21 protein-coding genes and 2 pseudogenes are annotated in these 24,548 nt (G+C 71.2%); 15 read left to right on the forward strand and 8 right to left on the reverse strand.

All coding sequences use genetic code 11. The features are described 5' to 3' along the window. Positions 1 to 183: 183 nt before the first annotated feature. The 3 genes from ACFYPJ_RS18840 to ACFYPJ_RS18850 all read left to right on the forward strand — a co-directional run bounded on the left by ACFYPJ_RS18840 (position 184) and on the right by ACFYPJ_RS18850 (position 3,273). Positions 184 to 1,923 (forward strand): lytic murein transglycosylase, encoded by a 1,740-nt coding sequence (locus tag ACFYPJ_RS18840; RefSeq protein ID WP_389017995.1) that lies wholly within the window; start codon positions 184 to 186, stop codon positions 1,921 to 1,923. A 197-nt stretch (positions 1,924 to 2,120) separates the two neighbouring features. Continuing rightward, positions 2,121 to 2,255: an SPW_0924 family protein gene (locus tag ACFYPJ_RS18845; protein WP_376532484.1), complete on the forward strand. Its 135-nt coding sequence runs from the start codon at positions 2,121 to 2,123 to the stop codon at positions 2,253 to 2,255. Between the two features lie 25 nt (positions 2,256 to 2,280). Continuing rightward, a complete protein-coding gene (locus ACFYPJ_RS18850) occupies positions 2,281 to 3,273 on the forward strand; it encodes a DUF3068 domain-containing protein (protein ID WP_389017998.1) in 993 nt (330 codons plus the stop codon). Between the two features lie 34 nt (positions 3,274 to 3,307). Here the strand turns inward: ACFYPJ_RS18850 and hrpB are convergent, their stop codons facing one another. After that, on the reverse strand, positions 3,308 to 5,866 hold the full coding sequence (gene hrpB / locus ACFYPJ_RS18855; RefSeq protein ID WP_389018000.1) for an ATP-dependent helicase HrpB: 2,559 nt from the start codon (positions 5,864 to 5,866) through the stop codon (positions 3,308 to 3,310). 91 nt (positions 5,867 to 5,957) lie between these two features. Continuing rightward, positions 5,958 to 6,770: a class I SAM-dependent methyltransferase gene (locus tag ACFYPJ_RS18860; protein WP_389018187.1), complete on the reverse strand. Its 813-nt coding sequence runs from the start codon at positions 6,768 to 6,770 to the stop codon at positions 5,958 to 5,960. Between the two features lie 393 nt (positions 6,771 to 7,163). Between ACFYPJ_RS18860 and rpsA the strand changes: the two genes are divergently transcribed. The 4 genes from rpsA to ACFYPJ_RS18880 all read left to right on the forward strand — a co-directional run bounded on the left by rpsA (position 7,164) and on the right by ACFYPJ_RS18880 (position 11,545). Further along, entirely contained in the window at positions 7,164 to 8,657 is a 1,494-nt protein-coding gene (gene rpsA, locus ACFYPJ_RS18865) for a 30S ribosomal protein S1 (RefSeq protein WP_376532476.1), read from the forward strand. Positions 8,658 to 9,313: 656 nt separating this feature from the next. Further along, positions 9,314 to 10,249, forward strand: coding sequence for a PAC2 family protein (locus ACFYPJ_RS18870; protein WP_389018003.1), 936 nt, complete (start codon positions 9,314 to 9,316; stop codon positions 10,247 to 10,249). A gap of 232 nt (positions 10,250 to 10,481) precedes the next feature. Next, positions 10,482 to 11,114: a dephospho-CoA kinase gene (coaE, locus tag ACFYPJ_RS18875; RefSeq protein WP_389018006.1), complete on the forward strand. Its 633-nt coding sequence runs from the start codon at positions 10,482 to 10,484 to the stop codon at positions 11,112 to 11,114. 50 nt (positions 11,115 to 11,164) lie between these two features. Then, a complete protein-coding gene (locus ACFYPJ_RS18880; RefSeq protein WP_389018009.1) occupies positions 11,165 to 11,545 on the forward strand; it encodes a tetratricopeptide repeat protein in 381 nt (126 codons plus the stop codon). A gap of 38 nt (positions 11,546 to 11,583) precedes the next feature. On the opposite strand, the gene ACFYPJ_RS18885 is transcribed toward ACFYPJ_RS18880, so the two are convergent. Beyond that, positions 11,584 to 11,910, reverse strand: a complete 327-nt coding sequence (locus ACFYPJ_RS18885) for a DUF6343 family protein (protein WP_389018013.1) — start codon at positions 11,908 to 11,910, stop codon at positions 11,584 to 11,586. Positions 11,911 to 12,127: 217 nt separating this feature from the next. On the opposite strand from ACFYPJ_RS18885, the gene ACFYPJ_RS18890 reads away from it, so the two are divergent. Together ACFYPJ_RS18890 and ACFYPJ_RS18895 are read left to right on the forward strand one after the other, a co-directional pair. Next, positions 12,128 to 13,051, forward strand: a complete 924-nt coding sequence (locus ACFYPJ_RS18890) for an acyltransferase domain-containing protein (RefSeq protein WP_389018189.1) — start codon at positions 12,128 to 12,130, stop codon at positions 13,049 to 13,051. A 116-nt stretch (positions 13,052 to 13,167) separates the two neighbouring features. Next, positions 13,168 to 13,851 carry a class I SAM-dependent methyltransferase gene (locus ACFYPJ_RS18895; RefSeq protein WP_389018016.1) on the forward strand — a complete coding sequence of 228 codons (684 nt, stop codon included), beginning with the start codon at positions 13,168 to 13,170 and terminating at the stop codon, positions 13,849 to 13,851. Between the two features lie 322 nt (positions 13,852 to 14,173). Here the strand turns inward: ACFYPJ_RS18895 and ACFYPJ_RS18900 are convergent, their stop codons facing one another. After that, positions 14,174 to 14,626 carry an RNA-binding S4 domain-containing protein gene (locus ACFYPJ_RS18900; RefSeq protein WP_389018191.1) on the reverse strand — a complete coding sequence of 151 codons (453 nt, stop codon included), beginning with the start codon at positions 14,624 to 14,626 and terminating at the stop codon, positions 14,174 to 14,176. A gap of 420 nt (positions 14,627 to 15,046) precedes the next feature. Here ACFYPJ_RS18900 and ACFYPJ_RS18905 point away from each other — a divergent pair, with 420 nt between their 5' ends. Together ACFYPJ_RS18905 and pip are read left to right on the forward strand one after the other, a co-directional pair. Continuing rightward, positions 15,047 to 15,802: a uracil-DNA glycosylase gene (locus ACFYPJ_RS18905; RefSeq protein ID WP_389018019.1), complete on the forward strand. Its 756-nt coding sequence runs from the start codon at positions 15,047 to 15,049 to the stop codon at positions 15,800 to 15,802. 37 nt (positions 15,803 to 15,839) lie between these two features. Continuing rightward, positions 15,840 to 16,802, forward strand: a complete 963-nt coding sequence (gene pip / locus ACFYPJ_RS18910; RefSeq protein ID WP_389018022.1) for a prolyl aminopeptidase — start codon at positions 15,840 to 15,842, stop codon at positions 16,800 to 16,802. Positions 16,803 to 17,001: 199 nt separating this feature from the next. Here pip and ACFYPJ_RS18915 read toward each other — a convergent pair whose 3' ends face one another. After that, positions 17,002 to 17,475, reverse strand: coding sequence for a GNAT family N-acetyltransferase (locus ACFYPJ_RS18915; protein WP_389018024.1), 474 nt, complete (start codon positions 17,473 to 17,475; stop codon positions 17,002 to 17,004). Between the two features lie 528 nt (positions 17,476 to 18,003). Between ACFYPJ_RS18915 and ACFYPJ_RS18920 the strand changes: the two are divergent. From ACFYPJ_RS18920 to ACFYPJ_RS18935, 4 genes and pseudogenes are all read left to right on the forward strand, one after another. Then, positions 18,004 to 18,360 (forward strand): annotated as a pseudogene (locus tag ACFYPJ_RS18920) (nucleotidyltransferase domain-containing protein); the annotation flags it as partial. After that, positions 18,359 to 18,733 (forward strand): annotated as a pseudogene (locus ACFYPJ_RS18925) (amidohydrolase family protein); the annotation flags it as partial. The pseudogenes ACFYPJ_RS18920 and ACFYPJ_RS18925, both read left to right, overlap by 2 nt. A 158-nt stretch (positions 18,734 to 18,891) precedes the next feature. Next, complete coding sequence (locus ACFYPJ_RS18930; RefSeq protein WP_389018027.1) at positions 18,892 to 20,058, forward strand: cytochrome P450; 1,167 nt, start codon at positions 18,892 to 18,894, stop codon at positions 20,056 to 20,058. A gap of 111 nt (positions 20,059 to 20,169) precedes the next feature. After that, positions 20,170 to 20,814 (forward strand): DUF899 domain-containing protein, encoded by a 645-nt coding sequence (locus tag ACFYPJ_RS18935; RefSeq protein WP_389018029.1) that lies wholly within the window; start codon positions 20,170 to 20,172, stop codon positions 20,812 to 20,814. A gap of 107 nt (positions 20,815 to 20,921) precedes the next feature. Here ACFYPJ_RS18935 and ACFYPJ_RS18940 read toward each other — a convergent pair whose 3' ends face one another. The 3 genes from ACFYPJ_RS18940 to ACFYPJ_RS18950 form a co-directional block, all read right to left on the reverse strand. After that, complete coding sequence (locus ACFYPJ_RS18940; RefSeq protein WP_389018194.1) at positions 20,922 to 22,790, reverse strand: ABC transporter ATP-binding protein; 1,869 nt, start codon at positions 22,788 to 22,790, stop codon at positions 20,922 to 20,924. A 291-nt stretch (positions 22,791 to 23,081) separates the two neighbouring features. Continuing rightward, positions 23,082 to 23,513, reverse strand: coding sequence for a hypothetical protein (locus ACFYPJ_RS18945; protein WP_389018032.1), 432 nt, complete (start codon positions 23,511 to 23,513; stop codon positions 23,082 to 23,084). Between the two features lie 176 nt (positions 23,514 to 23,689). Continuing rightward, positions 23,690 to 24,340 (reverse strand): ATP-binding protein, encoded by a 651-nt coding sequence (locus ACFYPJ_RS18950; RefSeq protein ID WP_389018035.1) that lies wholly within the window; start codon positions 24,338 to 24,340, stop codon positions 23,690 to 23,692. Positions 24,341 to 24,548 lie beyond the last annotated feature (208 nt).

Genomic DNA, 24,548 nt, shown 5'->3' on the forward strand with positions numbered 1-24,548 from the left:
GCCCGCGCAAAGAAAGTTGCCGTAGGGTCACCTGGGTTGCCGCCTGGGACATGCGGCCGAACGGGTCACCGTGCGTACTCGGCCGGCGTAACGGGGCAACCACTGCACCGGATCAATCGTCGAAACAGAGCGAGCAGGCAGTCGGAAGACGGGCGCTGGACGTCCACGGGAGGGGTTCACCTTATGGCGGCGCATTTCGGCAGGAGGCTGCGCAAGGGGGCGGCGACGACCGCGGTGGCCGCGGCGGCGGTCGCGGCTCTCTCCGCGTCCCAGGCGCCGGGCCTGACGGCAGCCGGCCAGGACGACCGGGCCGCCGCCGGCAGCAGCAGCGCTCCTGGACCGGAGGAGGGTTCCCAAGAGAACGCCACCGGTAACTCGCCGTACTACACGGACCTGCCGCCCCTCAACAGTCCCAACCCCAGCCCCAGCCCCAGCCCGTCGTCTCCCGTCGGCACCCCGGTCGGCCAGGGCGAAGCGGAGGCCGGCATACCGGCCACTGTCCTGGACGCGTACAAGAGGGCCGAGGCGGATCTGCGCACCGCCAAGCCGGGCTGCAACCTGCCCTGGGAACTCCTCGCGGCCATCGGCAAGGTCGAATCCGGTCAGGCCCGCGGCGGCCGGGTCGACGCGGACGGCAACACCCTGGGCAAGATCCTCGGCCCGCAGCTCGACGGCAACGGCTTCGCGCTGATCCAGGACACGGACAACGGCCAGTACGACGGCAACAGCCAGTACGACCAGGCCGTCGGTCCCATGCAGTTCATCCCGTCCACCTGGGCCTGGGCGGGCCGTGACGGCAACGGCGACGGCGTCAAGGACCCGAACAACGTCTACGACGCCGCACTCGCGGCCGGCTACTACCTGTGCCGCTACGACTGGGACCTGTCGACGCAGGCCGAACTCGACCGGGCGATCCTCAGTTACAACAACTCGCAGGACTACCTCGACACCGTCCTGTCGTGGCTGGAGTACTACCGCAAGGGCACCCACTCGGTCCCCGACGGCACCGGTCACGTGCCTTCGCACCGCAGCGACGAACCGGCCGGCCCGAAGCCGTCGTCGACGCCCGGGAAGCCGGCCGGGTCGAAGCCGAAGCCGGGCAAGCCGTCCGGCACCCCGCAGCCCACCCCGCCCGCGTCGGGTACGCCGTCGCCGCCGGCGACCCCGCCGGCCACGTCGCCGACGCCCACCGACACGGTGGACCATCTGGCGAACGCGGGCACCGGCACGCTCTCGACGATGGCGGGCGACGCCTTCAGCGGGAAGATCAGTGCGCGGGCCGAGACCAAGACGGGCAAGTCCGTCGGGAAGGTGCGCGTCCGGTTCACCCTGGTCGGGGACACCGACGCCACGTTCGCCGGCGGGGAGAGCGTCGCCACGGTCACCACCGGCACCGGCGGCGTCGCCGTCGCGCCGGCGCTCACGGCGGGCGAGAAGACCGGCGACTTCACGGTCCGGGCCACCGTGGTGGGCCGGACGGCGGTCAAGGCCCTCGACTACTCCGCGACGGTCACTGAGCGCGCCGCCGACGCCCTCGCCGACGCCAGCACCGACGCGGCGCTGACCTGCACGGCGGGCGGCGAGTTCGCCGACCCGGTCACGGTGAAGGCCACGTACAAGGGCGCGGCGGCGGACGGCGTCGCGGCCACCGCCACCGTGGTCAAGTCGCTGCTCGACGACAGCGCGAATGACAAGGGCCCGTACTTCAAGAACGACGACGGCGACCCCGTACGCACCCTGACCGGCCTGGTCACCGACGAGAAGGGGCAGCTGAAACTGCCCAAGCTGTACGCGGACGACACCACGGGCACGTTCCTGCTCAAGATCACCACCACCGGCGGTGCGACGCTGACCGTCAGGCTGACGGTGACCGAGGCCGACCCGTCGGGCTCGCCGTCGCCGAGTCCCTCCGCGTCGTCGTAACGGCCGCGGGCAGCACGCTCCCTGACGAGGGCGCCCCTCCGCTTCTGCGGACGGGCGCCCTCGTCCGTGTGCGACCTGTTCTCATCTCGGCCTCCCGTTGCTACCGTGCCGGAGCTGACGAACCATCAGTTCGCTGTCGGTTCGCGACCGCCGCGGACAGATGCCCGGCTGTTCCCGACCGTTTGGGGAGGCTTCGTATGCGCGCCCTGATCGCCGCCGTGGCGGGTCTCGCCGTCGCGGTCGCCCTGGTCCTCGCCATCACGGCCGTCGGCCTGCCGGACGGCAGGACATCCCCGAAGCCGCTGCTGACGACCGTGCCCGCACACCCGTGACCGCCCGCCCGGGAGGGAGGCCGAGATGCGCCGCAAGGCCGGCCTGATCCTGCTCGCCCTCGCCGTGTTCTTCGCGGCGCTGTCCCCGCTGCTGCGCTGGTATGCCTTCCCGCGCCTGGCCAAGATCCCCCCGAACCAGTACCAGGACATGGTCCTGGAGGCGAAGGACGCCACCCTCCTCGACTACGGCACGATGCAGGCGCGCAAGGTCCCCAAGGTCACCATCGTGCAGACCCTCAAGGGCAACGTGGAGGCCGCGAACAAGGTCGAGCGGACGGCGGGCCGGGACGTGGTCGTCTGGGACGGCATGTCCTACGTCCAGGGACCCGACGGCAAAATGGTCTCCCGGATCCCCGAGCGCTACATCTTCGACGCGCACTCCCAGGAACCCGTGCACGCCACCGGTGAGATGGTCGACGGCGACCCGGTCCGGCGCGACGGCATCGAGTACAAGTGGCCCTTCCTCACCGAGAAGCGGGACTACGAGTACTTCGACGCACAGAGCCGTACCACCAGCCCCATCCACTACAAGGGCACCCAGAAGTTCCGCGGTGTGACGGTCTACTACTTCGAGCAGACCGTCCCCTGGACCAAGGTCCCCTTCCCCAAGGCCATGCCCGTCGAGGGCATCACCCCCGAGTCCGTCGCCAAGACCGGTACGACCCGCTGGTACAGCACGGTCCGCAAGTTCTGGGTGGAGCCCGTCACCGGTGCGCCCGTGTACGGCGAGGAGCTGCACAAGGAGGAACTGCGCGGCGGCACCCTGCTCGGCGGGCGGGACAAGGTGACCGCGTTCGCCGGCGATGTGAAGATGCGCGAGGACTATATCGAGAGCACCGTGTCCATGGTCGAGAAGAACCGGACCGTCGTCCTGCTGCTGACGTCCTATCTGCCCTGGGGCTGCCTGACCCTCGGCGCCGTGCTGCTGGTCCTCGCCCTCTGGCTGGAGGCACGCGGCCGACGACCGGGGGAACCCGCGCCGGCGGACGTGGCCGAACCCGCACCGGTCGGCGCGTGAACCCGGCCGCCTGGCCCGGCGGTTCGCGAGCCGGTCAGCGCCCGAGCCGGGCGTTGGTGTGCCGGGTGGGTTCGGCCGCGGCCGGGTCCTCGGGCCACGGATGCTTCGGGTACCGGCCGCGCAACTCCGCCCGCACACCCCGGTAGCCGTCCTTCCAGAAGGAGGCGAGGTCGGCGGTGACCGCGGCGGGCCGGCCGGCGGGGGAGAGCAGGTGCACGAGCAGCGGCACGCCCGCGACGGCCGGTGACTCGTGCAGCCCGAACATCTCCTGCAGCTTCACCGCGAGAACGGGCTGTTCGGGATTGCCGTAGTCGATCCGGATCCGGGAGCCGCTCGGCACGGTGATCCGTTCCGGGGCCAGTTCGTCGAGACGCGCGGCCGTTCCGTCCGCCCACGGCAGCAGCCGCCCGAGCGCCTGCCCGGCGCCGATCCGCGCGAGGTCCGCCCGGCGCCGGGCCCGTCCCAGCTCCGGCTCCAGCCAGTCGTCCACGCGCGCGTACAGCGCATCGTCCGACACGTCCGGCCAGGGCGCACCGAGATGCAGCCGCAGGAAGGCCAGCCGCTGCCGCAGCACGCCCGCCTCCGCCGACCACCGCAGCAGCCCCAGCCCCTCCTGCCGCAGCCCGTCGAGCAGTGCCTCGCGTACGAGACCGGGCGCCGCGTCCGGCAGTGCCCGTACCGCCAGTTCGACGGACCCCAGCCGCTCCACCCTGCGGGCTGTGACGTCGCCCTCGCCCCAGCGCACCTCGTCCCCTTCGGAGAGCAGTGCCCCGGCTGCGAGCCGGGCCACGTCCTCGTCCACGACGGCCCCGAGCCGCACGCGCGCGTGGCCCCTGCCCACGGGCCGGTCGGCGGCGGCGACGGCGAGCCACTCGCAGCCGCGCAGCACCGACCCCTCCGCGGCCTCGGCCCGTGTCCCCGACACCATCAGCCAGGACCCGCCGCCCCATTTCCCCAGCCGTTCGGGGAACGCGAGCGCCGCGACGACACCGGCCGCCCGGTCCGCCGCTCCGACAACCACCGGGCCACCCGGACCGGCCGGCGCCGGCACCCGCGCGGGGACACCGGCGTCGGCGCCGACGGACTCGGCGGCGGCCCGCAGCCGCCGTACCTCCGCCCGCCACCGTCCCGCGTACCCGTCACCACCGCGCCCGGCCGTGCGCACCGCGCCCGCGAGATCGTCGCCGTACGCCCGCGGCGCCTCCTCGCTCAGCAGCGCCACCACCTCCGCCGCCCGCTCCACACCCACCAGGGGCGCCGCGTCGAGCAGCGCCCGCCCCAGCCGGGGGTGCAGCCCCAGCCGGGCCAGCCGCAGCCCTCGGGGTGTCGCCCGGCCCGCGCGGTCCACCGCGCCGATCGCCGCAAGCACCTCGCGCGCCGCCGCCATCGCCCCGCCCGGAGGCGGATCCAGCAGCGCGAGACCGGATGTGTCCGGATCGCCCCAGCAGGCCGACTGAAGGGCGAACGCCGTCAGATCGGCCACCTTGATCTCCGGCGCGGGGAACCGCGGCAGACGTCCGTCCTCGGCCTCCGTCCAGCACCGGTACACCACACCCGGCCCCTCACGTCCGGCCCGGCCCGCCCGCTGCCGTCCGGCCGCCTGCGACGCCCGTACCGTCGTCAGCGCGCTCAGCCCGCGCGCGTGGTCCACCCGCGGCTCCCGCGCGAGCCCCGAGTCGACCACCACCCGTACTCCGGGAACCGTCAGCGAGGACTCCGCCACCGACGTGGCCAGCACCACCCGGCGCCGCGCCCCGGGTGCCAGCACCGCGTCCTGTACCGCCGCCGGAGCCCGCCCGTGCACCTGGAGCACGTCGACGTCACCGAACGCGCCCGAATCCCCCAACTGCCCGGCCACCCGCGCGATCTCGCCGACCCCCGGCACAAAGCACAGCACGTCCCCGGACCGCTCGGCCAACGCCCGCCGCACCACCGACGCCACGTGTGCCGTCAGCGCCGGATCCACCCACAGCCCGTGCGGCGGCCGCACGGGACGGGCCGGCGGCGCCCACACCACCTCGACCTCGTACGCCGCGCCCCGCGCCGTCACCACCGGCGCCCCGCCCAGCAGCCGCGCCCACCCCAGCGCGTCCGTGGTCGCCGACGCCGCCACCAGCCGCAACTCCGGACGCAGCGTCTCGCGCACGTCCCACAGGAACGCCGCCGCCGTGTCCGCGTCCAGCTGCCGCTCATGGCACTCGTCGAGCACCACGACATCGACCCCGGACAGTTCCTGGTCCCGCTGGAGCCGCTGGAGCAGCACGCCGGTCGTGACCACCTCCACGCGCGCGTGGCGCCCCACCACCCGCTCGCCGCGCACGGTGTAGCCGACGCTGCGCCCGACTTCTTCGCCCAGCAGCCACGCCATCCGGCGGGCCGCGGCGCGCACCGCGATCCGCCGCGGCTCGGCCACCACCACCCGCTGCTGCGGTCCCTCGCCCAGCAGCCCGGCCAGCGCGAGCGGCACCAGCGTCGTCTTGCCGGTGCCGGGCGGCGCCACCAGGACGGCGGTACCGTGCCCCGCCAGGGCGTCGTCCAGCGCGGGCAGGGCACCGCGTACGGGCAGGGCGTCCAGTGCGTCGTAACGGATCACGCCCCCAGTGTCGTACGCCCAAGGGACCGCCCCGCACGCGCGCGTGCGGGGCGGTCCGGCCGGCGTCGGTCCGCTTCGCGGACCCTCCGCCTCAGTCCCGTTCGCAGACGAAGATCGCCGTCCCCGGGAGCAGGCCGCCGCGCAGCGGGGACCAGCCGCCCCACTCCGACGTGTTCCACTCCGGCCACTCCGGCTCGGCCAGGTCCACCAGCCGGAAACCCGAGGAGGCGATGTCCCGGACGCGGTCACCGAGCGTCCTGTGGTGCTCGACGTACACCGCCCGGCCCTGCTCGTCCTGCTCGACGTACGGGGTGCGGTCGAAGTACGACGCCGAGACGGTCAGCCCCTCCGGCCCCGCCTCGTCCGGGAACGCCCAGCGGACCGGGTGCGTGACGGAGAAGACGAACCGGCCGCCCGGCCGCAGCACCCGGCGCACCTCCCGCAGCACCAGCCGCGGATCCGCCACGAACGGCAGCGCCCCGTACGCCGAGCACGCCAGGTCGAACGAGGCGTCCGCGAACGGCAGCGCGGCGGCGTCGGCACACACCAAAGGAAACGATCCGCCGATGCGCAGCGCGTGCTGCAACTGGCGGTGCGAGAGGTCCAGCGCCACCGGACGCGCCCCCTGCGCGGCCAGCCAGCGCGCGCACTGGGCAGCGCCCGCGCCGATCTCCAGGACGTCCTTGCCCTTCAGCTCGTCCGGCGGGCCGAGCAACTCCGCCTCCACCTCGTCGAGGCCCTCGGGACCCCATACGAAACGGTCGTCCCCGAGGAACGTGCCGTGCTCGGTCTGGTACTCGTCCGCATTCCGGTCCCACCAGCCGCGATTGGCGCGGGCGCTCTCCGCGGCACCGGCCGCACGCCGGGTGGCCTCCGGTTCGGACGCTTCGGACTCTTGGATGATCGGCTCCCTCGTCGTGCTCTTCCACGTTCGTGCAGCCCTCTGGGCGGGTCACGGAAGGCGTACCGAGGCGGACCAAGACAGACCCTGCGGACCGGCGTGGCCTGGCGGGACGTATTTTGTGCCGGGTATGCGGCAATTCGCCCCGGCTGTGCACCTTCGTACGTTGACCCTGTCCGGCTGCCCCCGTATGCTACAAGTTGCGCTGCGGGCCTGCGCTCCTCAGACGTAGCAGGCTGCGCTCGCATCTGTTGTATGTCCCTCGGTTGTCGAGGCGCCGTCGCCGGATTTCCCGGTGGGGCGCTTCCTTGGCTGTCCGGCTTCTGCAGAGCGAAACGGGCTCCCGGCGTAAGCAGTACCTACGACTTCAATGTCCGTACCGGAGCCCTTTCCCACATGACGAGCAGCACCGAGACCACCGCCACCACCCCGCAGGTAGCGGTCAACGACATCGGTAACGAGGAAGCCTTCCTCGCCGCGATCGACGAGACGATCAAGTACTTCAACGACGGCGACATCGTCGACGGCGTCATCGTGAAGGTCGACCGGGACGAGGTCCTGCTCGACATCGGTTACAAGACCGAAGGTGTCATCCCGAGCCGCGAGCTCTCGATCAAGCACGACGTCGACCCCAACGAGGTCGTCGCCGTCGGTGACGAGATCGAGGCCCTCGTCCTCCAGAAGGAGGACAAGGAAGGCCGCCTGATCCTCTCGAAGAAGCGCGCCCAGTACGAGCGTGCCTGGGGCACCATCGAGAAGATCAAGGAAGAGGACGGCATCGTCACCGGTACCGTCATCGAGGTCGTCAAGGGTGGTCTCATCCTCGACATCGGCCTCCGCGGCTTCCTCCCGGCCTCCCTGGTCGAGATGCGCCGCGTGCGCGACCTCCAGCCGTACGTCGGCAAGGAGCTCGAAGCCAAGATCATCGAGCTGGACAAGAACCGCAACAACGTGGTCCTGTCCCGCCGTGCTTGGTTGGAGCAGACCCAGTCCGAGGTCCGCCAGACGTTCCTCACGACCCTGCAGAAGGGTCAGGTCCGCTCCGGTGTGGTCTCCTCGATCGTCAACTTCGGTGCCTTCGTGGACCTGGGTGGCGTCGACGGTCTGGTCCACGTCTCCGAGCTGTCCTGGAAGCACATCGACCACCCGTCCGAGGTCGTCGAGGTCGGCCAGGAAGTCACCGTCGAGGTACTCGACGTCGACATGGACCGCGAGCGTGTCTCCCTGTCGCTGAAGGCGACCCAGGAAGACCCGTGGCAGCAGTTCGCCCGCACCCACCAGATCGGTCAGGTCGTCCCGGGCAAGGTCACCAAGCTGGTTCCGTTCGGTGCGTTCGTCCGCGTCGACGAGGGCATCGAGGGCCTGGTCCACATCTCCGAGCTGGCCGAGCGCCACGTGGAGATCCCGGAGCAGGTCGTCCAGGTCAACGACGAGATCTTCGTCAAGGTCATCGACATCGACCTGGAGCGTCGCCGGATCTCGCTGTCCCTCAAGCAGGCCAACGAGTCCTTCGGTGCCGACCCGGCCTCGGTCGAGTTCGACCCGACGCTGTACGGCATGGCCGCGTCCTACGACGACCAGGGCAACTACATCTACCCCGAGGGCTTCGACCCCGAGACCAACGACTGGCTCGAGGGGTACGAGAAGCAGCGTGAGGAGTGGGAGCGCCAGTACGCCGAGGCGCAGACCCGCTTCGAGCAGCACCAGCAGCAGGTCATCAAGTCCCGCGAGGCCGACGCCGCCGCTGCCGCCGAGGGCGGCGAGGCCGCCGCTCCGGCCGCGTCCGGTGGCGGTTCGTACTCCTCCGAGGGCCCGGACAACTCCGGTGCACTGGCCTCGGACGAGGCGCTGGCCGCGCTGCGCGAGAAGCTCGCCGGCGGCCAGAGCTGAACGGTCCCCGAGGGGACTGATTCCAGTCGGCTGCTGAAGCCAGGCAAGTGACCGAGGGGTCGCATCCTTACGGGTGCGGCCCCTCAGTCGTGCCGGCGTGCGGCCGGCTTTCCCGGCCGCAGGCGGCTTCACCGGAGGCGGCTTTCGCCAGGGACGGCCTTCGCCGGAGGCGGCTTCTCCGACCGGAGACGCGCTCACGTCTGAGAGCGCCTCACGTCTGAGACTGCCTCATGCTGTGAGGCTTTCTATCGGAGGCCAGTCCTCCGCGGGACCGGTCATCTGCGGGACTTGTCGTCCATGGGGCCGGTCGTCTGCTGGACCGGTCCTCTGTGGTTCTTTTGCCAGCCCTCTGCGCGCCGCCCAGGGCCAGGAGGCCGGCTGGTCATCAGCGGATCGCGGCGCGGCGGCGGGCCCTGCGCGTGTCCGCTCGCGGCTGGTCGCGGGCCGCAGCGCAGGCCCCCCCATGGTTCTCCTCGACATCCGCGACATCCGCGACATGCGCAGCACATGAGGCACTTGAGGGCGCGCTCGTACGGGAGTTGGCGCTTGCCCGAGTACTGCGGGGAAGGACCGCAGGGCAGGACCGAGGGGTGAGGCGGGAATGCCCGCGTCCCCCGGGGCGTTGACGCCTGGGGAACAGAGGAGGAGCGGTCACAGTGCTTGATCCGCAGGGTTTGTACGCATGGGAGCCGAAGGGGCTGGCCGTGGTCGACATGGCGCTCGCCCAGGAGTCGGCCGGTCTTGTCATGCTCTACCACTTCGACGGATACATCGACGCGGGCGAGACCGGCGACCAGATCGTCGACCGGCTTCTCGACTCGCTGCCCCACCAGGTCGTGGCCCGCTTCGACCACGACCGGCTCGTCGACTACCGGGCCCGCCGCCCGCTGCTGACGTTCAAGCGGGACCGCTGGATCGACTACGAGGAGCCGGCCATCGAGGTCCGCATGGTCCAGGACGCCACCGGAGCGCCCTTCCTGCTGCTGTCCGGACCGGAACCGGACGTCGAGTGGGAGCGCTTCGCCATGGCCGTACGGCAGGTCGTCGAACGGCTCGGCGTCCGCCTCTCCGTGAACTTCCACGGCATCCCCATGGGCGTCCCGCACACCCGTCCCGTGGGCGTCACCCCGCACGGCAACCGCACCGACCTCGTCCCGGGCCGCAGCCCCTTCGACGAGGCCCAGGTGCCCGGCAGCGCCGAGGCGTTGCTGGAGTACCGCCTCATGGAGGCCGGACACGACGTCCTGGGCGTCGCCGCGCACGTCCCGCACTACATCGCGCGCTCTCCGTACCCGGACGCGGCCCTGACCGTCCTTGAGGCCATCACGGCGGCCACCGGTCTCGTGCTGCCCGGCATCGCACACTCGCTGCGCACGGACGCGCACCGCACGCAGACCGAGATCGACCGGCAGGTCCAGGAGGGCGACGAGGAGCTGACGGCCCTCGTCCAGGGCCTTGAGCACCAGTACGACGCCGCCGCGGGCGCCGAGACCCGGGGCAACATGCTCGCCGAACCGGTCGAGATCCCGTCCGCCGACGAGATCGGACAGGAGTTCGAGCGATTTCTCGCGGAGCGGGAGGGTGAGGCCTGACCGGGCGCGACAGCGACACCGACACCGATAGCGCCACCGACAGCGACACTGACGCGGAGCGCGTGCGATGCGCGGAAGGCGCCTGATACGCGGAATGCGTGCGAAGCATGGACGCATCTGATGGACGCACGGCACGCAATATGTGGAGCGCACGGAGTGCAGGGGGCCGACCTCCGCGGTCGGCCCGCACCGCCCCCTCCGCCCGCCGAGCGGAGCGTCTACGCTTTCGCCCATGCTGAAAGTTGGCCTGACCGGAGGGATCGGCGCCGGCAAGAGCGAGGTGTCGCGGCTGCTCGTCGACCATGGAGCCGTACTGATCGACGCGGACCGCATCGCGCGGGAGGTCGTCGCGCCCGGTACGCCGGGGCTCGCTGCGGTGGTCCGAGCCTTCGGCGAGCAGATCCTCACCGCCGACGGCAGCCTGGACCGGCCCGGACTCGGCGCGATCGTCTTCGGCAACCCCGACAAGCTGGCCGTCCTGAACTCGATCGTGCACCCCCTGGTGGGCGCCCGCTCGCAAGAACTGGAGACCACGGCCGCCCCCGATGCCGTCGTCGTCCACGACGTCCCGCTCCTCGCCGAGAACAGCCTCGCACCGCTCTACGACATCGTGGTCGTCGTCGACACGAGCCCCGAGACCCAGCTCGACCGGCTCGTACGACAGCGCGGCATGACCGAGGAGGACGCACGCGCGCGTATGGCCGCGCAGGCGACCCGCGAAAAGCGCCTGGAGATCGCGGACGTCGTCATCGACAACGACGTATCCCTGGAGGCTCTGCGACGCCGTGTCGCCGAGGTCTGGACCGACCTGGTCCGCAGGGAGCAGGCCCGTCGCGCCGGCTCCCAGCGGGCGTCGGAGGAATAGCCCGCACGCGCGCGGGCGTTGAATTTCGTCTGTGAGGGAAGGACTGTGCCGTGCCTGAGACCAGCGGAACGCCCGGACGTACCCCGGAAACGCACGTCATCGACTTCCGTGCCGCCGAGCAACTGCTCAACGCGCGGGATCCGCGAGGCGCGGTGAAGCTGCTCGACCCAGTCATCGCCGCGCACCCCGAGAACACGGCCGCCCGTCTGCTACGCGCGCGTGCCTTCTTCGCCTCCGCACAACTGAGGCCCGCCGAGCTGGAGTTCACCATCGTCCTGGAACGCGAACCGGACAACGCGTTCGCACACTTCGCGCTCGCCCGTACCTATGAGCGCCAGGGCCGCCGTGACCAGGCAAAACGCCACTTCCGGCTGGCCGCCGCACTCGACCCGAACCCGCAGTACCTGAAGGCGGCGCAATTCGATTCCTGACCCGGCGTGCGCCAGGCGCGCGGACGGGCAGGTACGCCCTAGGGGTGGCGGTGCTGTGGCGGACGACCGTAGGGCGGACGGCCCTGCGGCAGCCGACGGTACGGGGGCGGGTTGTCCGGCGGTGAGTACGGCGGCACGTCACGGCCCGGCTGATAGTGCGGGCCCTGCCGGATGTGCCGGAGGATCACGGCCATGTCGACGGTGGCCACCAGCCACAGCACCCCGCAGGCGGCGGCCCAGCCCGGCCGCCCGACCACGGCGAACGCCGCCGTGCCGAAGATGGCCCAGGCCAGCCCCCATACGCTCAGCCAGAACCGTGCCCGCAGCGCACTGCGCGCGGTCGTCGGTTCACTGCCCGTACGCATCGGATCACCACTCCTGATTGCAACGTACTCTTCGACCCGGACATCGACCAAGGCGCACCCGTCCACTGAGATCTCCCGGCGAGACGTAGACGTGTGCTGGGACATCGACGTCCGCTGAGACGTAGACGTAGATATCGACCAAGACGTACACATTGACCGAGCCGTACACATCGATCAGGACGAGACGCGAACGTCGTCCGAGAAGGGGAACCGCGTGGTGCTGCCCGCCGCCGAGGATCTGCCCGAGCTGCTGCTCGACCTGAGCGTGCCCCACGAGGACATCAACGAACTGGTACGTCTGCACCGCACCGTCACCGGTGACGCCGGCGTGCTGCGGCTTCTGGAGGAGTGCGTCGAGGATCTGGTCCGGGACATCGGTCTCCCCGGCCGTCCGGTGCGGCCTGCGGAGCGACTTGCCGAGGCGCCGGCCCACGCGGGCGCCTACTTCCTGGCCTACGTCTTCCTCGGAGCCGTCCCGCACGTGCGCGCGTACCACCGCGACCGCGGCATCCCGGCCGACGTCTCCCGGCACACCCTCGCCGACCTCGGCCGGGCCATGGCCGTCTACCGCAGGCAGCACGGCCACGGCGGGGTACAGGCGTCCGACTGGCTCGTCCGTCACTTCCGCGGCACGCTGTACCAGCTGGGCCGGCTCCAGTTCGAGCGGACGGCGCTCGGGGACCAGGCGGCATGCTGGATCACGGAGAGCGGCCACCCCGTCTCGCCCGGCGACCCCGTCCTCGCCCTCCACGTCCCCGACTTCTCGGGACCGCTGACCCCGGCCGCGTGCGACCGCTCCCTGGCGCGGGCACGGGAGTTCTTCGCCCGGTACTTCGCCGAGGAACGGCACCGGATCGCGGTCTGCCACTCCTGGCTGCTCGACCCGCAGCTGAGGCGGTATCTTCCCGCCGACTCCAACATCGTCCGCTTCCAGCAGCGGTTCCGCCCCACCCACGAGGACACGGAACCGTCGGACGCAGACCCCGTCCGGTTCGTGTTCGGCGACCCTGACCTGCCGGTCGACGACCTCCCCCGACGCACATCCGTCGAGCGGGCCGTGGTCGACCATCTGCGGGCGGGCGGCCACTGGTACCTCGGGCACGGATGGTGCGCGCTGAACGCGGGACCGCCCCTCGCGTAGTTCCAGACGCCTCCGCTGTAGTTCCTGACCGGGCCGGAACTACTCGAACGAGTGAACTAGCGCACCGCGGGAACGGCTGTGCGATGCCAGCCCGTTGTTCGGGCATGACGGTTGAAATGCGAGACGGATATCAGGGAACAGGGCCCGGTGCGATCACTCCGGACGGCTGCGCGGTGGAGCTGTATTCACGCCTGCCGGTGCAGAACGAGCCCGACGTCATCACCGCGGCTGTGCCCACCGGAGCGCACATCCTGGAGCTGGGCAGCGGCGTGGGACGCGTGACTCACGCCCTGCTGGAGCGCGGGTTCACGGTCACCGCGGTGGACGAGTCCGCCGAGATGCTCGAACGCGTTCAAGGGGCGCGCACGATATGCAGCCCGATCGAGGACCTCGACCTGGGCGAGACGTTCGACGTGGTGATGCTCGCGTCGTTCCTGGTGCACGCCGGGGACATCGGAGTGCGGCGGGGCCTGTTGCGTACCTGCGCCCGGCACGTGGCGGAGGGTGGCAGCGTGCTCATCCAGCGGGAGGGCGAGGACTACCACACGAATCTGCCCCGGGAGCGGGTCGACCCCAGCGGCTTCACCGTCCGCATGGTCTCGGCCCAGCCGGTCGGTGACGGGGTGAACTCGGTGCTCGCGGAGTATGTGTTCCCGGACGCGGTCTGGACACAGACGTTCCTGGCGCGGCCGCTGACGAAGGAGCAGTTCGAGGCCGCGCTGGCGGAGGCCGGACTGGCGGTGGCCGAGTATCTGACGCCGGACCGGGTGTGGGTGCGGGCGGTCCGGACGGCACAGTGAGCTGACCACATGGCTTCAACGGCTCACCCGGGACTTTTGCGGAACGCCCCGGCGTGCATGCCGGGGGGAATGCATCTCAGGTTTGCTTTGACATGCACGTCAGAGCGGATGTCTTTGCTGCTCGACGTACCGGCGGACGATCGACGGTGGTACTCCGCGACATGATGCGGAGAAGTGCAAGCGCGACCACAGGTGCCCGTCGATGATGGCGCGGTTGATCCGGCAGGTGAACCCTCCCTCAGCCTTCAGCTGGGAGGTGTCTTCAGCCTTCGGCCGAGAGAGGGGTCTCCAGATGTATCCAGCGAGCGGCCCACAGGGGAGGTCAGCGCGTCCCCGGGGGTCGGTTCCCCAGTCCCCGCAGGGCCCGTAGCCGTTCCAGCTCGCGGCGGTCCCGTTTGGTGGGGCGGCCGGTTCCGGGATCGCGCAGGCCCGCGGGGGCGACGGCCTCGCGGGGCGGGGGAGGGGGTGAATTGTCGACATAGCACTGAATTGCCACGGGTGCGCCGACCCGCTTGCGGATCAGACGCTTGACGATGACGATCCGCTCCCGGCCGTCCTGCCGCAGCCGCACCTCGTCGCCGACGCGCACCGAGTACGCGGGCTTCACGCGCTCACCGTTGACGTGGACGTGCCCACCACGGCAGGCGGCGGCGCCCGAGGAACGGGTCTTGATCAGGCGCACCGCCCAGATCCAGCTGTCGATGCGGACGGTTTCGCCCCTGCCGGGACCAGCCGCGTCGGCGGCTGCGACCGCGGCGGCCAGCTTGGGATCCAGAGTGTCGCCGGAGCCGGGCGCCTCAGCAGCGTCATCGGGATCGGCGTCGGCACTCGGACCGGGACCCTCGGCGGAGTGGTCAGCAGCGTCGTAGTCCGGGGCGCTCGCGCGCGTGTACTGTCCGGCGTCCGTGGGGTTGACGGGCTGGTGTCCGCCGACGCGGGCTCCGTCGGGCGCCCGGTCCCGATGGGCACCGGATCGCCCGCTCGCCGCCGGAGCGCCGGTCCTGCCTGCCCCGTGGTTCCTGTTCTCGTCCGCGTCCTCGGAAACCATGCCCCGACCTTAGCTCCCGGGACCGGGGGACACCGCGGCGTTTTCCGCGCCCGCCGCCCGCCGGTCGGTCCTCTCGGCCGCGCACCCCTCTGATCTGTGTGTTCGTGGTGCTGGGGGGTGATTCCTCGGCAGGCATACCGTAGGAGGATGGACAGCAGCGGTCCCGACAACCTCGACAACTACGGCGATCCCGGTGGTCCCGACAGGATCGACGATCTCGGTGGTCTCGACCGCCGTATCGCCGATTGCCGGGCCTGCCCGCGGCTGGTCGCCTGGCGGGAGGAGGTGGCCCGTACCAAGCGCGCCGCCTTCAACGACTGGACGTACTGGGGGCGCCCGGTGCCAGGGTACGGACCGCCCGACGCCCGGCTGCTGATCGTAGGACTGGCTCCCGCCGCGCACGGTGGCAACCGGACCGGTCGCATGTTCACCGGCGACCGTTCGGGAGACGTGTTGTACCAGGCGCTGTACGACATCGGGCTGACCTCCCAGCCCACCTCGGTGAGCGCGGGCGACGGTCTGGAACTGTACGGCGTACGCGTTACCTCACCCGTGCACTGCGCCCCGCCCGCCAACAAGCCGACCCCTGCGGAACGCGACACCTGCCGCCCCTGGCTGGTCCGGGAGCTGACGCTGCTGCGGCCGACGGTGCGGGCCGCGGTCGTGCTGGGGGCGTTCGGCTGGCAGGCCGCGTTGCCCGCGTTCGCCGAGGCGGGCTGGACCGTCCCCCGCCCCCGGCCGGCTTTCGCGCACGGCACTCGGGTGTCGCTCGGCGGTCTGGACCTCTTCGGCTGCTATCACGTGAGCCAGCAGAACACGTTCACCGGCCGGCTCACCCCCGACATGCTGCGGGAGGTACTGCGCGCGGCGGCCGACGCGGCCGGGCTGCCCGGCAGGAAATGAGGGGACGCATCCGTCGAGGGACGGTTACGGTGCCCGGATGGCTCTCTATCCGGAGATCGAACCGTACGACCACGGCATGCTCGACGTCGGCGACGGCAACCTCGTCTACTGGGAGACCTGCGGAAACCCGCACGGCAAGCCCGCGCTCATGCTGCACGGCGGGCCGGGCTCCGGCTGCACGCCCGCCTTCCGCCGCTACTGCGACCCGGCCGCCTATCGCATCGTGCTGGTCGACCAGCGTGGCAGCGGGCGTTCGACACCTCGCGCGAGTACGTACGGCACCGACATGAGCCTCAACACGACGGCCCATCTGATCGCCGACCTGGAACTGCTGCGTCGGCATCTCGGGATCGACCGGTGGCTGGTGTGGGGCATGTCGTGGGGGTCGGCGCTGGGACTGCGGTATGCGCAGACGCATCCGGAAGCCGTGTCGGAACTGGTGCTGGTCGGCGTGGCGACGGGCTCCGACGCCGAAGTGGCGCTGCTGACCAGGGGATTGGGAAAGATCTTCCCCGAGGCGTTCGAGCAGTTCCTGGCCGTGCTGCCCGAGGGGGAACGGGACGGGAATCTCGCCGCCGCGTACAACAGACTGCTGGAGTCCGCCGACCGGGCCGTGCGGGAGCGGGCCGCCCGCGCCTGGACCGACTGGGAGACGGCGATCGCCCCCGCGCCGCCGCGGTCGATCGAGCGGTACGAAGATCCGGAGTTCCGGATGGGTTTCGCCCGCACGGTGACCCACTACTGGGGAAACGACCACTTTTTCGGCGAGGGCAACGACGAGGGCGTCGTCCTGCGTGACGTGCATCTGCTGGAGAAGATCCCCGGGACCCTCGTCCAGGGCAGCCTCGACTTCGGCAACCTCCTCGGCATCGTATGGCGGCTCCATCACGCGTGGCCCGGCAGCGAGTTGGTGGTGGTGGACGAGGCCGGCCACACCATGGGTGCGCTGGGTGTGGTGGACGCGCTGGTCGCGGCCACGGACAAGTACGCGGCTCACTAGAGCGTGCGGCGGATCCGGGACGGGCGCCGGGCCCTCCGGGGGCAGCGCCGGGCCCTCCGGGGGAAAGCATCGGGGGCGCCGAGCTGTCTGGGGCAGAGGCGTCGGGTCGCCGGGAGTCAGGAGTGACGGTGCGGGCGGTGGTGCGCGGCCGTCGCCGGAGCCCAGCGCACAGGGGCGGTCCAGGCGCTGATCAGGCTGCTCACGGCTGCCACACATAGCGAACGTCCGGTTCCCGCTCCTCGTTCCCGCTGCCGTCCGTGAACTCGACGGCGGCGAAGCCGTGCCGCTCGTAGAAGCGGTGGGCGGGCTTGTTGACCTGGAAGGCCCACAGAGTGAGGCCCCCGGGGCTGCGTTCCTTGGCCAGGCCGACGAACCGGTCGCCGATGCCGCGGCCCCGCCAGCCGGGGTCCAGATAGAGCTGGGAGAGCAACCCGCCGTTGAGCACCATCACCCCCACGATCCCGCCCCCGGCGGCCACCTCGGCGACCCAGGCCTCCCTGAGCGGCACGACGACGTTCCGGAAGTAGTTCCGGACATCGTCGTCGGAGCGTGGACGCACGACCGTCGGCAACGCGGCGTCGTAGGAACGCAGCCAGACGTCCGCGGCGGCGAGCGCGTCCGATGCCACGGCCCGCCGCAGGACGACGCCGGTCGCGTCGGCCCCGGCGCTCACGCCGGCATTCCCCTTCGATCGTGCTTCGTGCCGGTTTCGCCGACGACGGAGGCACGGCCGTGCCCGGGCGGCGGGAAGGGAGCGGGGACGGTGACGCGCTGGATCACGGCGGCTCCTGGCACGGGCGTCGGTGGAAGACGTTCCGCCGATCATCCAGGACGTATCCCGCTTCCGCATCCGAATTATCCGGCTCGCACGGCATTATCCGGCTCGCACGTCCGATTCACCGTACATAGGCTTCCTGCGATCCCCATCGCCCCGCCCGGATCTGGCCGTACCGCATCTCACCGCGACACAGGCCAGCACCTTCGCACCGAACCACCCGCCACGCTCCACCCGGCCTCACCTCGTCGCAGACCACACGGAACCGCGGCGTACGTCACCTTCGCCCCAACCGCCGGAGCCGCCTCCATGCCGTCCCAGCCCGAGCAGCCTGATCTGGCTCAGTAGTCCGGCCAGCCTGATAGGTCCGGACGGTCGGACCAGCCGGCCCGGACCGATCAACCCGACCATCCCGATAGGACCTTCCTGGACACCACCGCCGGCCGTCTCGCCGCGCTCGCCGGTGTGCGGGCCGTGGCCCTCGGTGGCTCACGGGTCCAGGGAACCCACCGTCGCGACAGCGACCGGGACCTCGCCATTTACTACTGAGGTCACTTGGAGCCGCTGCTCTTTCACCTCGCCGGGATCCCCAGCTACCTGGTCGCCGCCGAACTGGCGGTCGACACGGTGCTGCGAGGTGAACTGCCGCGCCTCGGGGCCTACCCGCCGAAACTGCGTCGTACGGCTTCCGAACACTGGTACGGCACCGCCCGCGCCGTCCTCGGCTGTGCCAAGGCCAACCACGCACCGCACGGCCGCCTCACCGAGGTCACAGGCGCGCTCCGACGGCGCCGCCTCCAACAACTCCCTCGACGTCTGGGAGGCGATGGCCCTGACCTCGCTGATCCAGAAGTCCAGTACGGGCGATCCGCGATGGCTGACCTCGCGTCAGGCGCTGCATCACGCCACATTGCAGAGTGCCCGGGCCGTCGGCCTCGGGGAGCACGTGGGCAGCCTCGCGCCCGGCCGCCGGGCCGACCTCGTCCTCGTCGGCCTCACCGGCCCGCACACCCAGCCCGTCCACGACCTCCCCGCCACGCTCGTGCACAGCGCACGCTCCTCCGACGTCGCCGCGGTGGCGGACGAGCTGACGGCCCGGCTGTCCGCGCTCGTCGACCGGAGCCACGGCCGCCGTATCCAGGAGTACGACACCTGAGCACGTAGGCACGCGAACGCGGACCCGCGCGCACATCAAGCAACCGCACATCCATACACACCCCCACCCCTGTACCGCTGTACCACCGCACCTCTGCGTCAGCGCATCCGGGTACTCGGATGCATGACCACCGGGTTCCACTGCCTAGGCTGGACTGCATGGATCTCGCGGACGGCCTGCTCGACCACCCCTACGATGTGTACCGCCGACTGCGCGACAGCGCGCCGGTCCACCGCATCACCGGCCCCGACGGTACCCCCGCCTGGCTCGTCACCCGCTACGACGACGTGCGGAGCGCCCTCGCCGACCCCCGGTTCTCGCTCGACAAACAGCACGCCACAGCGGGCACCTACAAGGGTTTCTCCCTGCCGCCCGCGCTGGATGCCAATCTCCTCAACATGGATCCGCCCGACCACACGCGCGTGCGCCGTCTGGTCGGCCGGGCCTTCACGCCGCGCCGTGTTGAGCAGTTGCGCGTTCCGATCCGGCGCACCGCCGACGGGTTGCTGGACACGCTCGGCCCGCACGGCAGCACCGATCTCGTCGCCGCATACGCCGCGCCCCTGCCGATCACCATCATCTGTGATCTGCTCGGCATCCCCGCCGAGCACCGGTTGGACTTCAGGGCCTGGACCGACGTCCTCGTCGCGCCTGATCCGGGCCGGCCCCAGGCCGGCAAGGAGGCGGTGGTGGCGATGCTGGAGTACTTCACCCGGCTGCTCGGCGACAAACGCGCGGACCCCGGCGACGACCTGCTCTCCGACCTGATCGCCGTGCGTGAGGCGGGCGACCGGCTGAGCGAGGACGAGCTGATGTCCCTCGCCTTCCTCATCCTCTTCGCCGGATACGAGAACACGGTGCAGCTCATCGGCAACTCGGTGCTCGCCCTCCTCACCCACCCCGCCCAACTCGCCGAACTGCGCCGGGATCCCGGCCGGCTGCCGGGTGCCGTCGAGGAGTTCGCCCGCTACGAGGGACCCGCACTGTTCTCGATCCGCCGCTTCCCGGTCGAGGACGTGACGATCGCCGGGGTGACCGTGCCCGCGGGCGAGACGGTGTGGCTGTCGCTGGCCGCCGCCAACCGCGACCCCGCCCGTTTTCCGGACCCCGACCGCCTCGACCTCGGCCGCGACGCCACCGGTCACCTCGCTCTCGGCCAGGGCATCCACTACTGCATCGGCGCGCCGCTGGCCCGCGTGGAGACCGAGATCGCCCTGGCCGCGCTGCTGGAACGGTTCCCGGATCTCGCCCTCGGCGACGGTGAGTTGCGCTGGCGCCGGTCGCTTCGCGCGCGTGGCCTGGTTGCGCTCCCCGTGACCTACTGACCTGCGGGAATACGGGCCGCGAAAAAAATTTCCCGCGCGGCGATGAGTTCCGCCCTGCCCGTCGGTCACCACTGGGAACGCAGTGTCGTGGCCGTCGTACAGGAGGGGTCCATGCGGTTACCGGAGGTCGTCTCGCGCGAGCAGTGGCGCGCGGCGCGGGCGGATCTGCTCGCCAAGGAGGAGGCGGTCACCCGAGCGCGTGACGTGCTCAACGCGGAGCGGCGCGCGCTGCCCGTGGTCGAGATCGACTCGGACTACGTCTTCGAGGGCGGCGACGGCAAGGCGACGCTGCTGGACCTCTTCGAGGGACGGCGCCAGCTCATCGTGTACCACTTCATGTTCGCGCCCGAATGGGACGCGGGCTGCCCCAACTGCTCGGCGTTCCTCGACCAGGTCGGGCACCTGGCGCACCTCCACGCGCGCGGGACGTCGTTCGCGGCCGTGTCCCGGGCGCCGTTCACCCGGATCCTGCCGTTCAAGGCACGGATGGGCTGGACGCTGCCCTGGCTGTCGTCGTACGACAACGACTTCAACCGTGATTTCGAGGTGACCTTCGAGCAGGACGGGCAGCTCGTCGAACGGCCGGGGGTCAGCTGCTTCCTGCGGGAGTACGACCGGGTCTTCCACACCTACTCGGCGTACGAAGACGGGCTGGACGGACTCGGCTCCGTTCCCAGCCTGCTGGACCTGACGGCGCTCGGCCGCACGCCCGAGGGCAGCGACCGAGTCCGCTACCACGACGAGTACGACCACTGAACCGGGACGTGAGCCGCTGACCCCGGGACGTGAGCCGCCGGCCCCGGGACGTGAGCCACTGAAGGGTGACAGGACAGCGGACTTCTGACCCGGGACAGGACGGTGGGCTACTGGCCCGGGACGGTGGGCGTGGGCAGTTTCGTCGTGAACTGCTCCGCCTGGAGCCCGTACAGCTCGGCGTAGACCCCGCCGAGGGCAAGCAGTTCGTCCGGGGTGCCGGACTCCACGAGCCGGCCGTGTTCGAGGACGTGCACCAGGTCCGCGTGGCGCACCGACGCCAGCCGGTGGGTGATCAGGACGACCGTCTGGCCACTGCCTGCCAGCGCCCGGATCTTCTCGAAGACCTCCAGTTCGGCGCGGGCGTCCAGGGCGGCCGTCGGTTCGTCCACGATCAGGATGCGCCCGCGCCGGTAGGCTGCCCGGGCGATGCCGAGCCGCTGCCACTGGCCACCGGACAGTTCGTGCCCGCCGCTGAAGTTCCGGGCCAGCAGCGTGTCCAGGCCGTGCGGCAGATCGGCGACCACCTCCTCCGCGCCCGCCTCGGCGACCGACGCGGCGAGCCGTTCCTCGGTCAGGGGCGCCGAGGAACGCCCGACGGCCACATTGACCCGGGCCGTGAACGGCCACCGCTTGAAGTCCTGCGCCACCATCGCGATCCGCTCGGCCAGGTCGTGCCGGTCGGCGGTCGCCGCGTCCACCCCGTCCCACAGGATCTGGCCCTCGTCCGGTGTGTACAGGCCCGCGAGCAGCTTGACCAGGGTCGTCTTGCCGGAGCCGTTCTCGCCGACCAGCGCCACGATCCTGCCGAGCGGCAGGGCGAGCGTGACGTCGTCGAGGGCGGGCCGGGCGGCGTCGCCGGGGTAGCTGAACGTGACGTTCTCGAAGCGGACCTCCTTCGGGTCCTCGGGCAGCGGCTGACCGCCGACCGGGATCGCCCGCTCGGCGGCCTCGACGTACAAACGCTGCAGATCGCCGACGAACAGGGCCTCCTCGTGCAGTTGGTTGATCTCCAGGACGAGGGTGTCGAGGCTCGCGGAACCCGTGCGGATCGCGATCACCGCGGTGCCCGCCACGGACAGTGCCATCGCGCCGGTCAGCAGCAGCCCGCCGAGCGTCGCGTACGTCGCCACGGTCGCAAGGCCCGTCCAGGCCGCCGCGATCAGACCCGTGCGCGCCGCCAGCCGGGCCAGCCGCTCCTGTTCCGCCTCCGCGGTCTCCGACATGGCCCGGAAGTGCCGTAGCAGGAACGGGCCGACACCGTGTACGCGGATCTCGGGCGCGGCCTCCGGCTCGGTGAGCAGATTGGCGATGAGATGTCCGGCGCGGGCGTGCTGCACCCAGGTGTGGAAGGACTCGTAGCGGCGTCGGGCGTTGGTCAGCGCGCCCCACGCGCTGGGCAGGGTCATGGTGATCAGCAGCGGCAGCAGCGCCGGGTGCAGCACGGTCAGCACGCCGGCCGCGGCGATCAGCGAGATCACGGCGTTCACCACCCGCGTCCCGTACATGATCATGCGGCGGGCGGACTGGGCGCCGTACTGCGCGGTGTCCAGCAGTTTGTGGAAGGCGTGGTCCTCGATGGCGGACAGTTCCACGGCTGCCGCCCGCTCCAGGTAGAGCTCGGTCGCCACCCGTTCCACCTTGGGTTCCAGGCGGCCGGTCGCATACGTCGACGCGGCCCGCAGCAGCGCGGCCACCAGCGTCACCGCGGCCATGGCGATCAGGGCCGGCAGGGCGCCGCGCAGCCGTTCCTCGATCGGACCCGTGCCGATCAGCCGTCCCAGCACGCTGTTGACGGCCAGCAGGCTCACCGCCTGCGCCGCGCCCCGGGCCGTCTCGGCGGCGAGCACCGTCCGCGCGGCGCGCGGATCGGCCCGCCTGGCCAGCCGGAAGCTGGACGCCAGCATTCCGGGCAGGCGGGTCACCATGGCCCGGAAGTCCAGTTCCAGGAAGGCGTCCCGGTGCTGGTTCCATCCCATGTCGTAGCGCAGCGGCCCCCCGAACAGCAGTCGCTCCGAATCGGACACCTCCGGCGTGATCCGATCGCGCGTCTTTCTCACCGACGACCTCCCCCGGACGCGGACGGACGGCCACTATCGCGGGACCGTCCGTCGCCGGGCAGAGCGCGGACAGGGAGACAGGGAGCACACGGGCGTACGCCGCCGCGGGCACACCGCGGCCCAGGTCCTGGGCGGGGTCGCGGAGTCGGGGCGGGCGCGCGTCCGGCGGATCGCGGCGGCCGGCGTCCGGATCCGGAGCCGGACCTGGGGTTACGCGCTGAGCCGGCGGGACCAGTCCGGGGTGGTCCCCGTCACCCGGCACAGGGCCAGGTAGAGCGGAATCGGCGGGGTGTACGGGACGGTGTCGTCCGGCCGGTGGATGAGGCGGGTGGCGGAGGGGAGGCGCGCGCCCGGCGCATAGTGCACGGGGGCCGGCCACACCAGCGCGTAGTCGGAGTCCGACGGCACGATCCACCACCAGTGCGACCCGTCGGCGTACACACAGCCGAGCCGCGGCAGCCGCGGGACGACGAGAGGACCGAACCGGGCGGGCACCGCGACCGCGTCGCAGCCCAGCGGCGTCGTCATGCCCTCGGGCAGCACGAGCGGCCCGCTCGCACCGGCCGTACCCGGTGAGCGCTGCTCACGCTGCAGGCGCACGAGGGTGTCGAGGCCGCGTACCTGACCGGGTTGGCAGCGCACCGCACCGGACTGGCCGCCTACGTGACCAGATTGGCTGCTTGCATGACCTGCTTGGCCTACAGGACCTACTTGACCTTGTTGGCCGCCTACATGACTGGACTGGCTGTTCGCTTGACCGGATACGCCGTACACAGGGCCGGACTGGCCGCGTACCTGGCCGGGTTGGGGGACACCGCTCACAGCCATTCGCGCCTCACAGACTGTCGTGTCTCCGGCTCGGACGTCCTGCGGTACTGCTTGCGCACCCGCTCCTCCTCACCGGGGCTCCGGGCGGTGCCCGGTTGCGGGCGGGCGCCCCAGCCCAGGTCGTTGCGCGGATCGTCCGTGTCCAGGGTGGTGTCCGCCTGACACGCCAGCTCGGCCCAGACCAGCAGGCCCGGCCCGTGCTCCTGGGCGCCCCAGGCCCGGCACATGGCCTCGACGAGGAGCAATCCCCGCCCGTGCTCCTCTTCTGCCTGCCGGGGGGACGGGTGGGGCGTACCGGGCGCGCAGCCCTCGTCACGCACCGCTATGCGCAGCACGTCGTCGTGGTCGTGCAGCTCGCAGACCACCAGGCGGCTTGCCGTGTGCACGATCGCGTTGGTGACCAGCTCGGATATCACCAGGACTGCGGTATCGCAGGTGTCCGCGCTCACCGACCAGCCGGACAGCCGGTCCCGCGTCAGGCGTCTCGCCTGGGCGGGGGAGCCCGGATGTGCGGCAAGCTCGAACCGGAACCGGCGCTCGGCAGCGGCCTGACCTGCGGCTGCTCCGGCGTCGGCGCTAAGACCCGGTGGGTCTGCGGCGGCCTCTGCTCCTAAGGGCACGGACGGAATCACGCTTGCCACTATCGCCCCGCCGTGAACACTTGGCAAGTGTCACTATGAAAATTGCAGAGTGCTGTATGACTCGGCCGAGGGCCGTGGCACACTGCTCGCAACAGCACGGCCGACGGCGCCAGTTCGGATCATCGGTGATTGAGTGGATCACCGATCGCTTCTTCGAATGGCGCCGTAGAACTGTCCGGATTCATACGTGTGCAGACGTGGAGGTCGA

The sequence above is a fragment of the Streptomyces sp. NPDC006012 genome (genome assembly GCF_042871185.1).
Classification (GTDB): Bacteria; Actinomycetota; Actinomycetes; order Streptomycetales; family Streptomycetaceae; genus Streptomyces.

Coding starts and splice junctions, on each gene's coding strand:
- ACFYPJ_RS18935 (WP_389018029.1), top strand. CDS start 20,170: ATGCGGTTACCGGAGGTCGTCTCGCGCGAGCAGTGGCGCGCGGCGCGG.
- ACFYPJ_RS18840 (WP_389017995.1), top strand. CDS start 184: ATGGCGGCGCATTTCGGCAGGAGGCTGCGCAAGGGGGCGGCGACGACC.
- pip (WP_389018022.1), top strand. CDS start 15,840: ATGGCTCTCTATCCGGAGATCGAACCGTACGACCACGGCATGCTCGAC.
- ACFYPJ_RS18895 (WP_389018016.1), top strand. CDS start 13,168: ATGCGAGACGGATATCAGGGAACAGGGCCCGGTGCGATCACTCCGGAC.
- ACFYPJ_RS18940 (WP_389018194.1), bottom strand. CDS start 22,790: ATGGGATGGAACCAGCACCGGGACGCCTTCCTGGAACTGGACTTCCGG.
- ACFYPJ_RS18850 (WP_389017998.1), top strand. CDS start 2,281: ATGCGCCGCAAGGCCGGCCTGATCCTGCTCGCCCTCGCCGTGTTCTTC.
- ACFYPJ_RS18930 (WP_389018027.1), top strand. CDS start 18,892: ATGGATCTCGCGGACGGCCTGCTCGACCACCCCTACGATGTGTACCGC.
- ACFYPJ_RS18845 (WP_376532484.1), top strand. CDS start 2,121: ATGCGCGCCCTGATCGCCGCCGTGGCGGGTCTCGCCGTCGCGGTCGCC.
- rpsA (WP_376532476.1), top strand. CDS start 7,164: ATGACGAGCAGCACCGAGACCACCGCCACCACCCCGCAGGTAGCGGTC.
- ACFYPJ_RS18885 (WP_389018013.1), bottom strand. CDS start 11,910: ATGCGTACGGGCAGTGAACCGACGACCGCGCGCAGTGCGCTGCGGGCA.
- coaE (WP_389018006.1), top strand. CDS start 10,482: ATGCTGAAAGTTGGCCTGACCGGAGGGATCGGCGCCGGCAAGAGCGAG.
- ACFYPJ_RS18905 (WP_389018019.1), top strand. CDS start 15,047: ATGGACAGCAGCGGTCCCGACAACCTCGACAACTACGGCGATCCCGGT.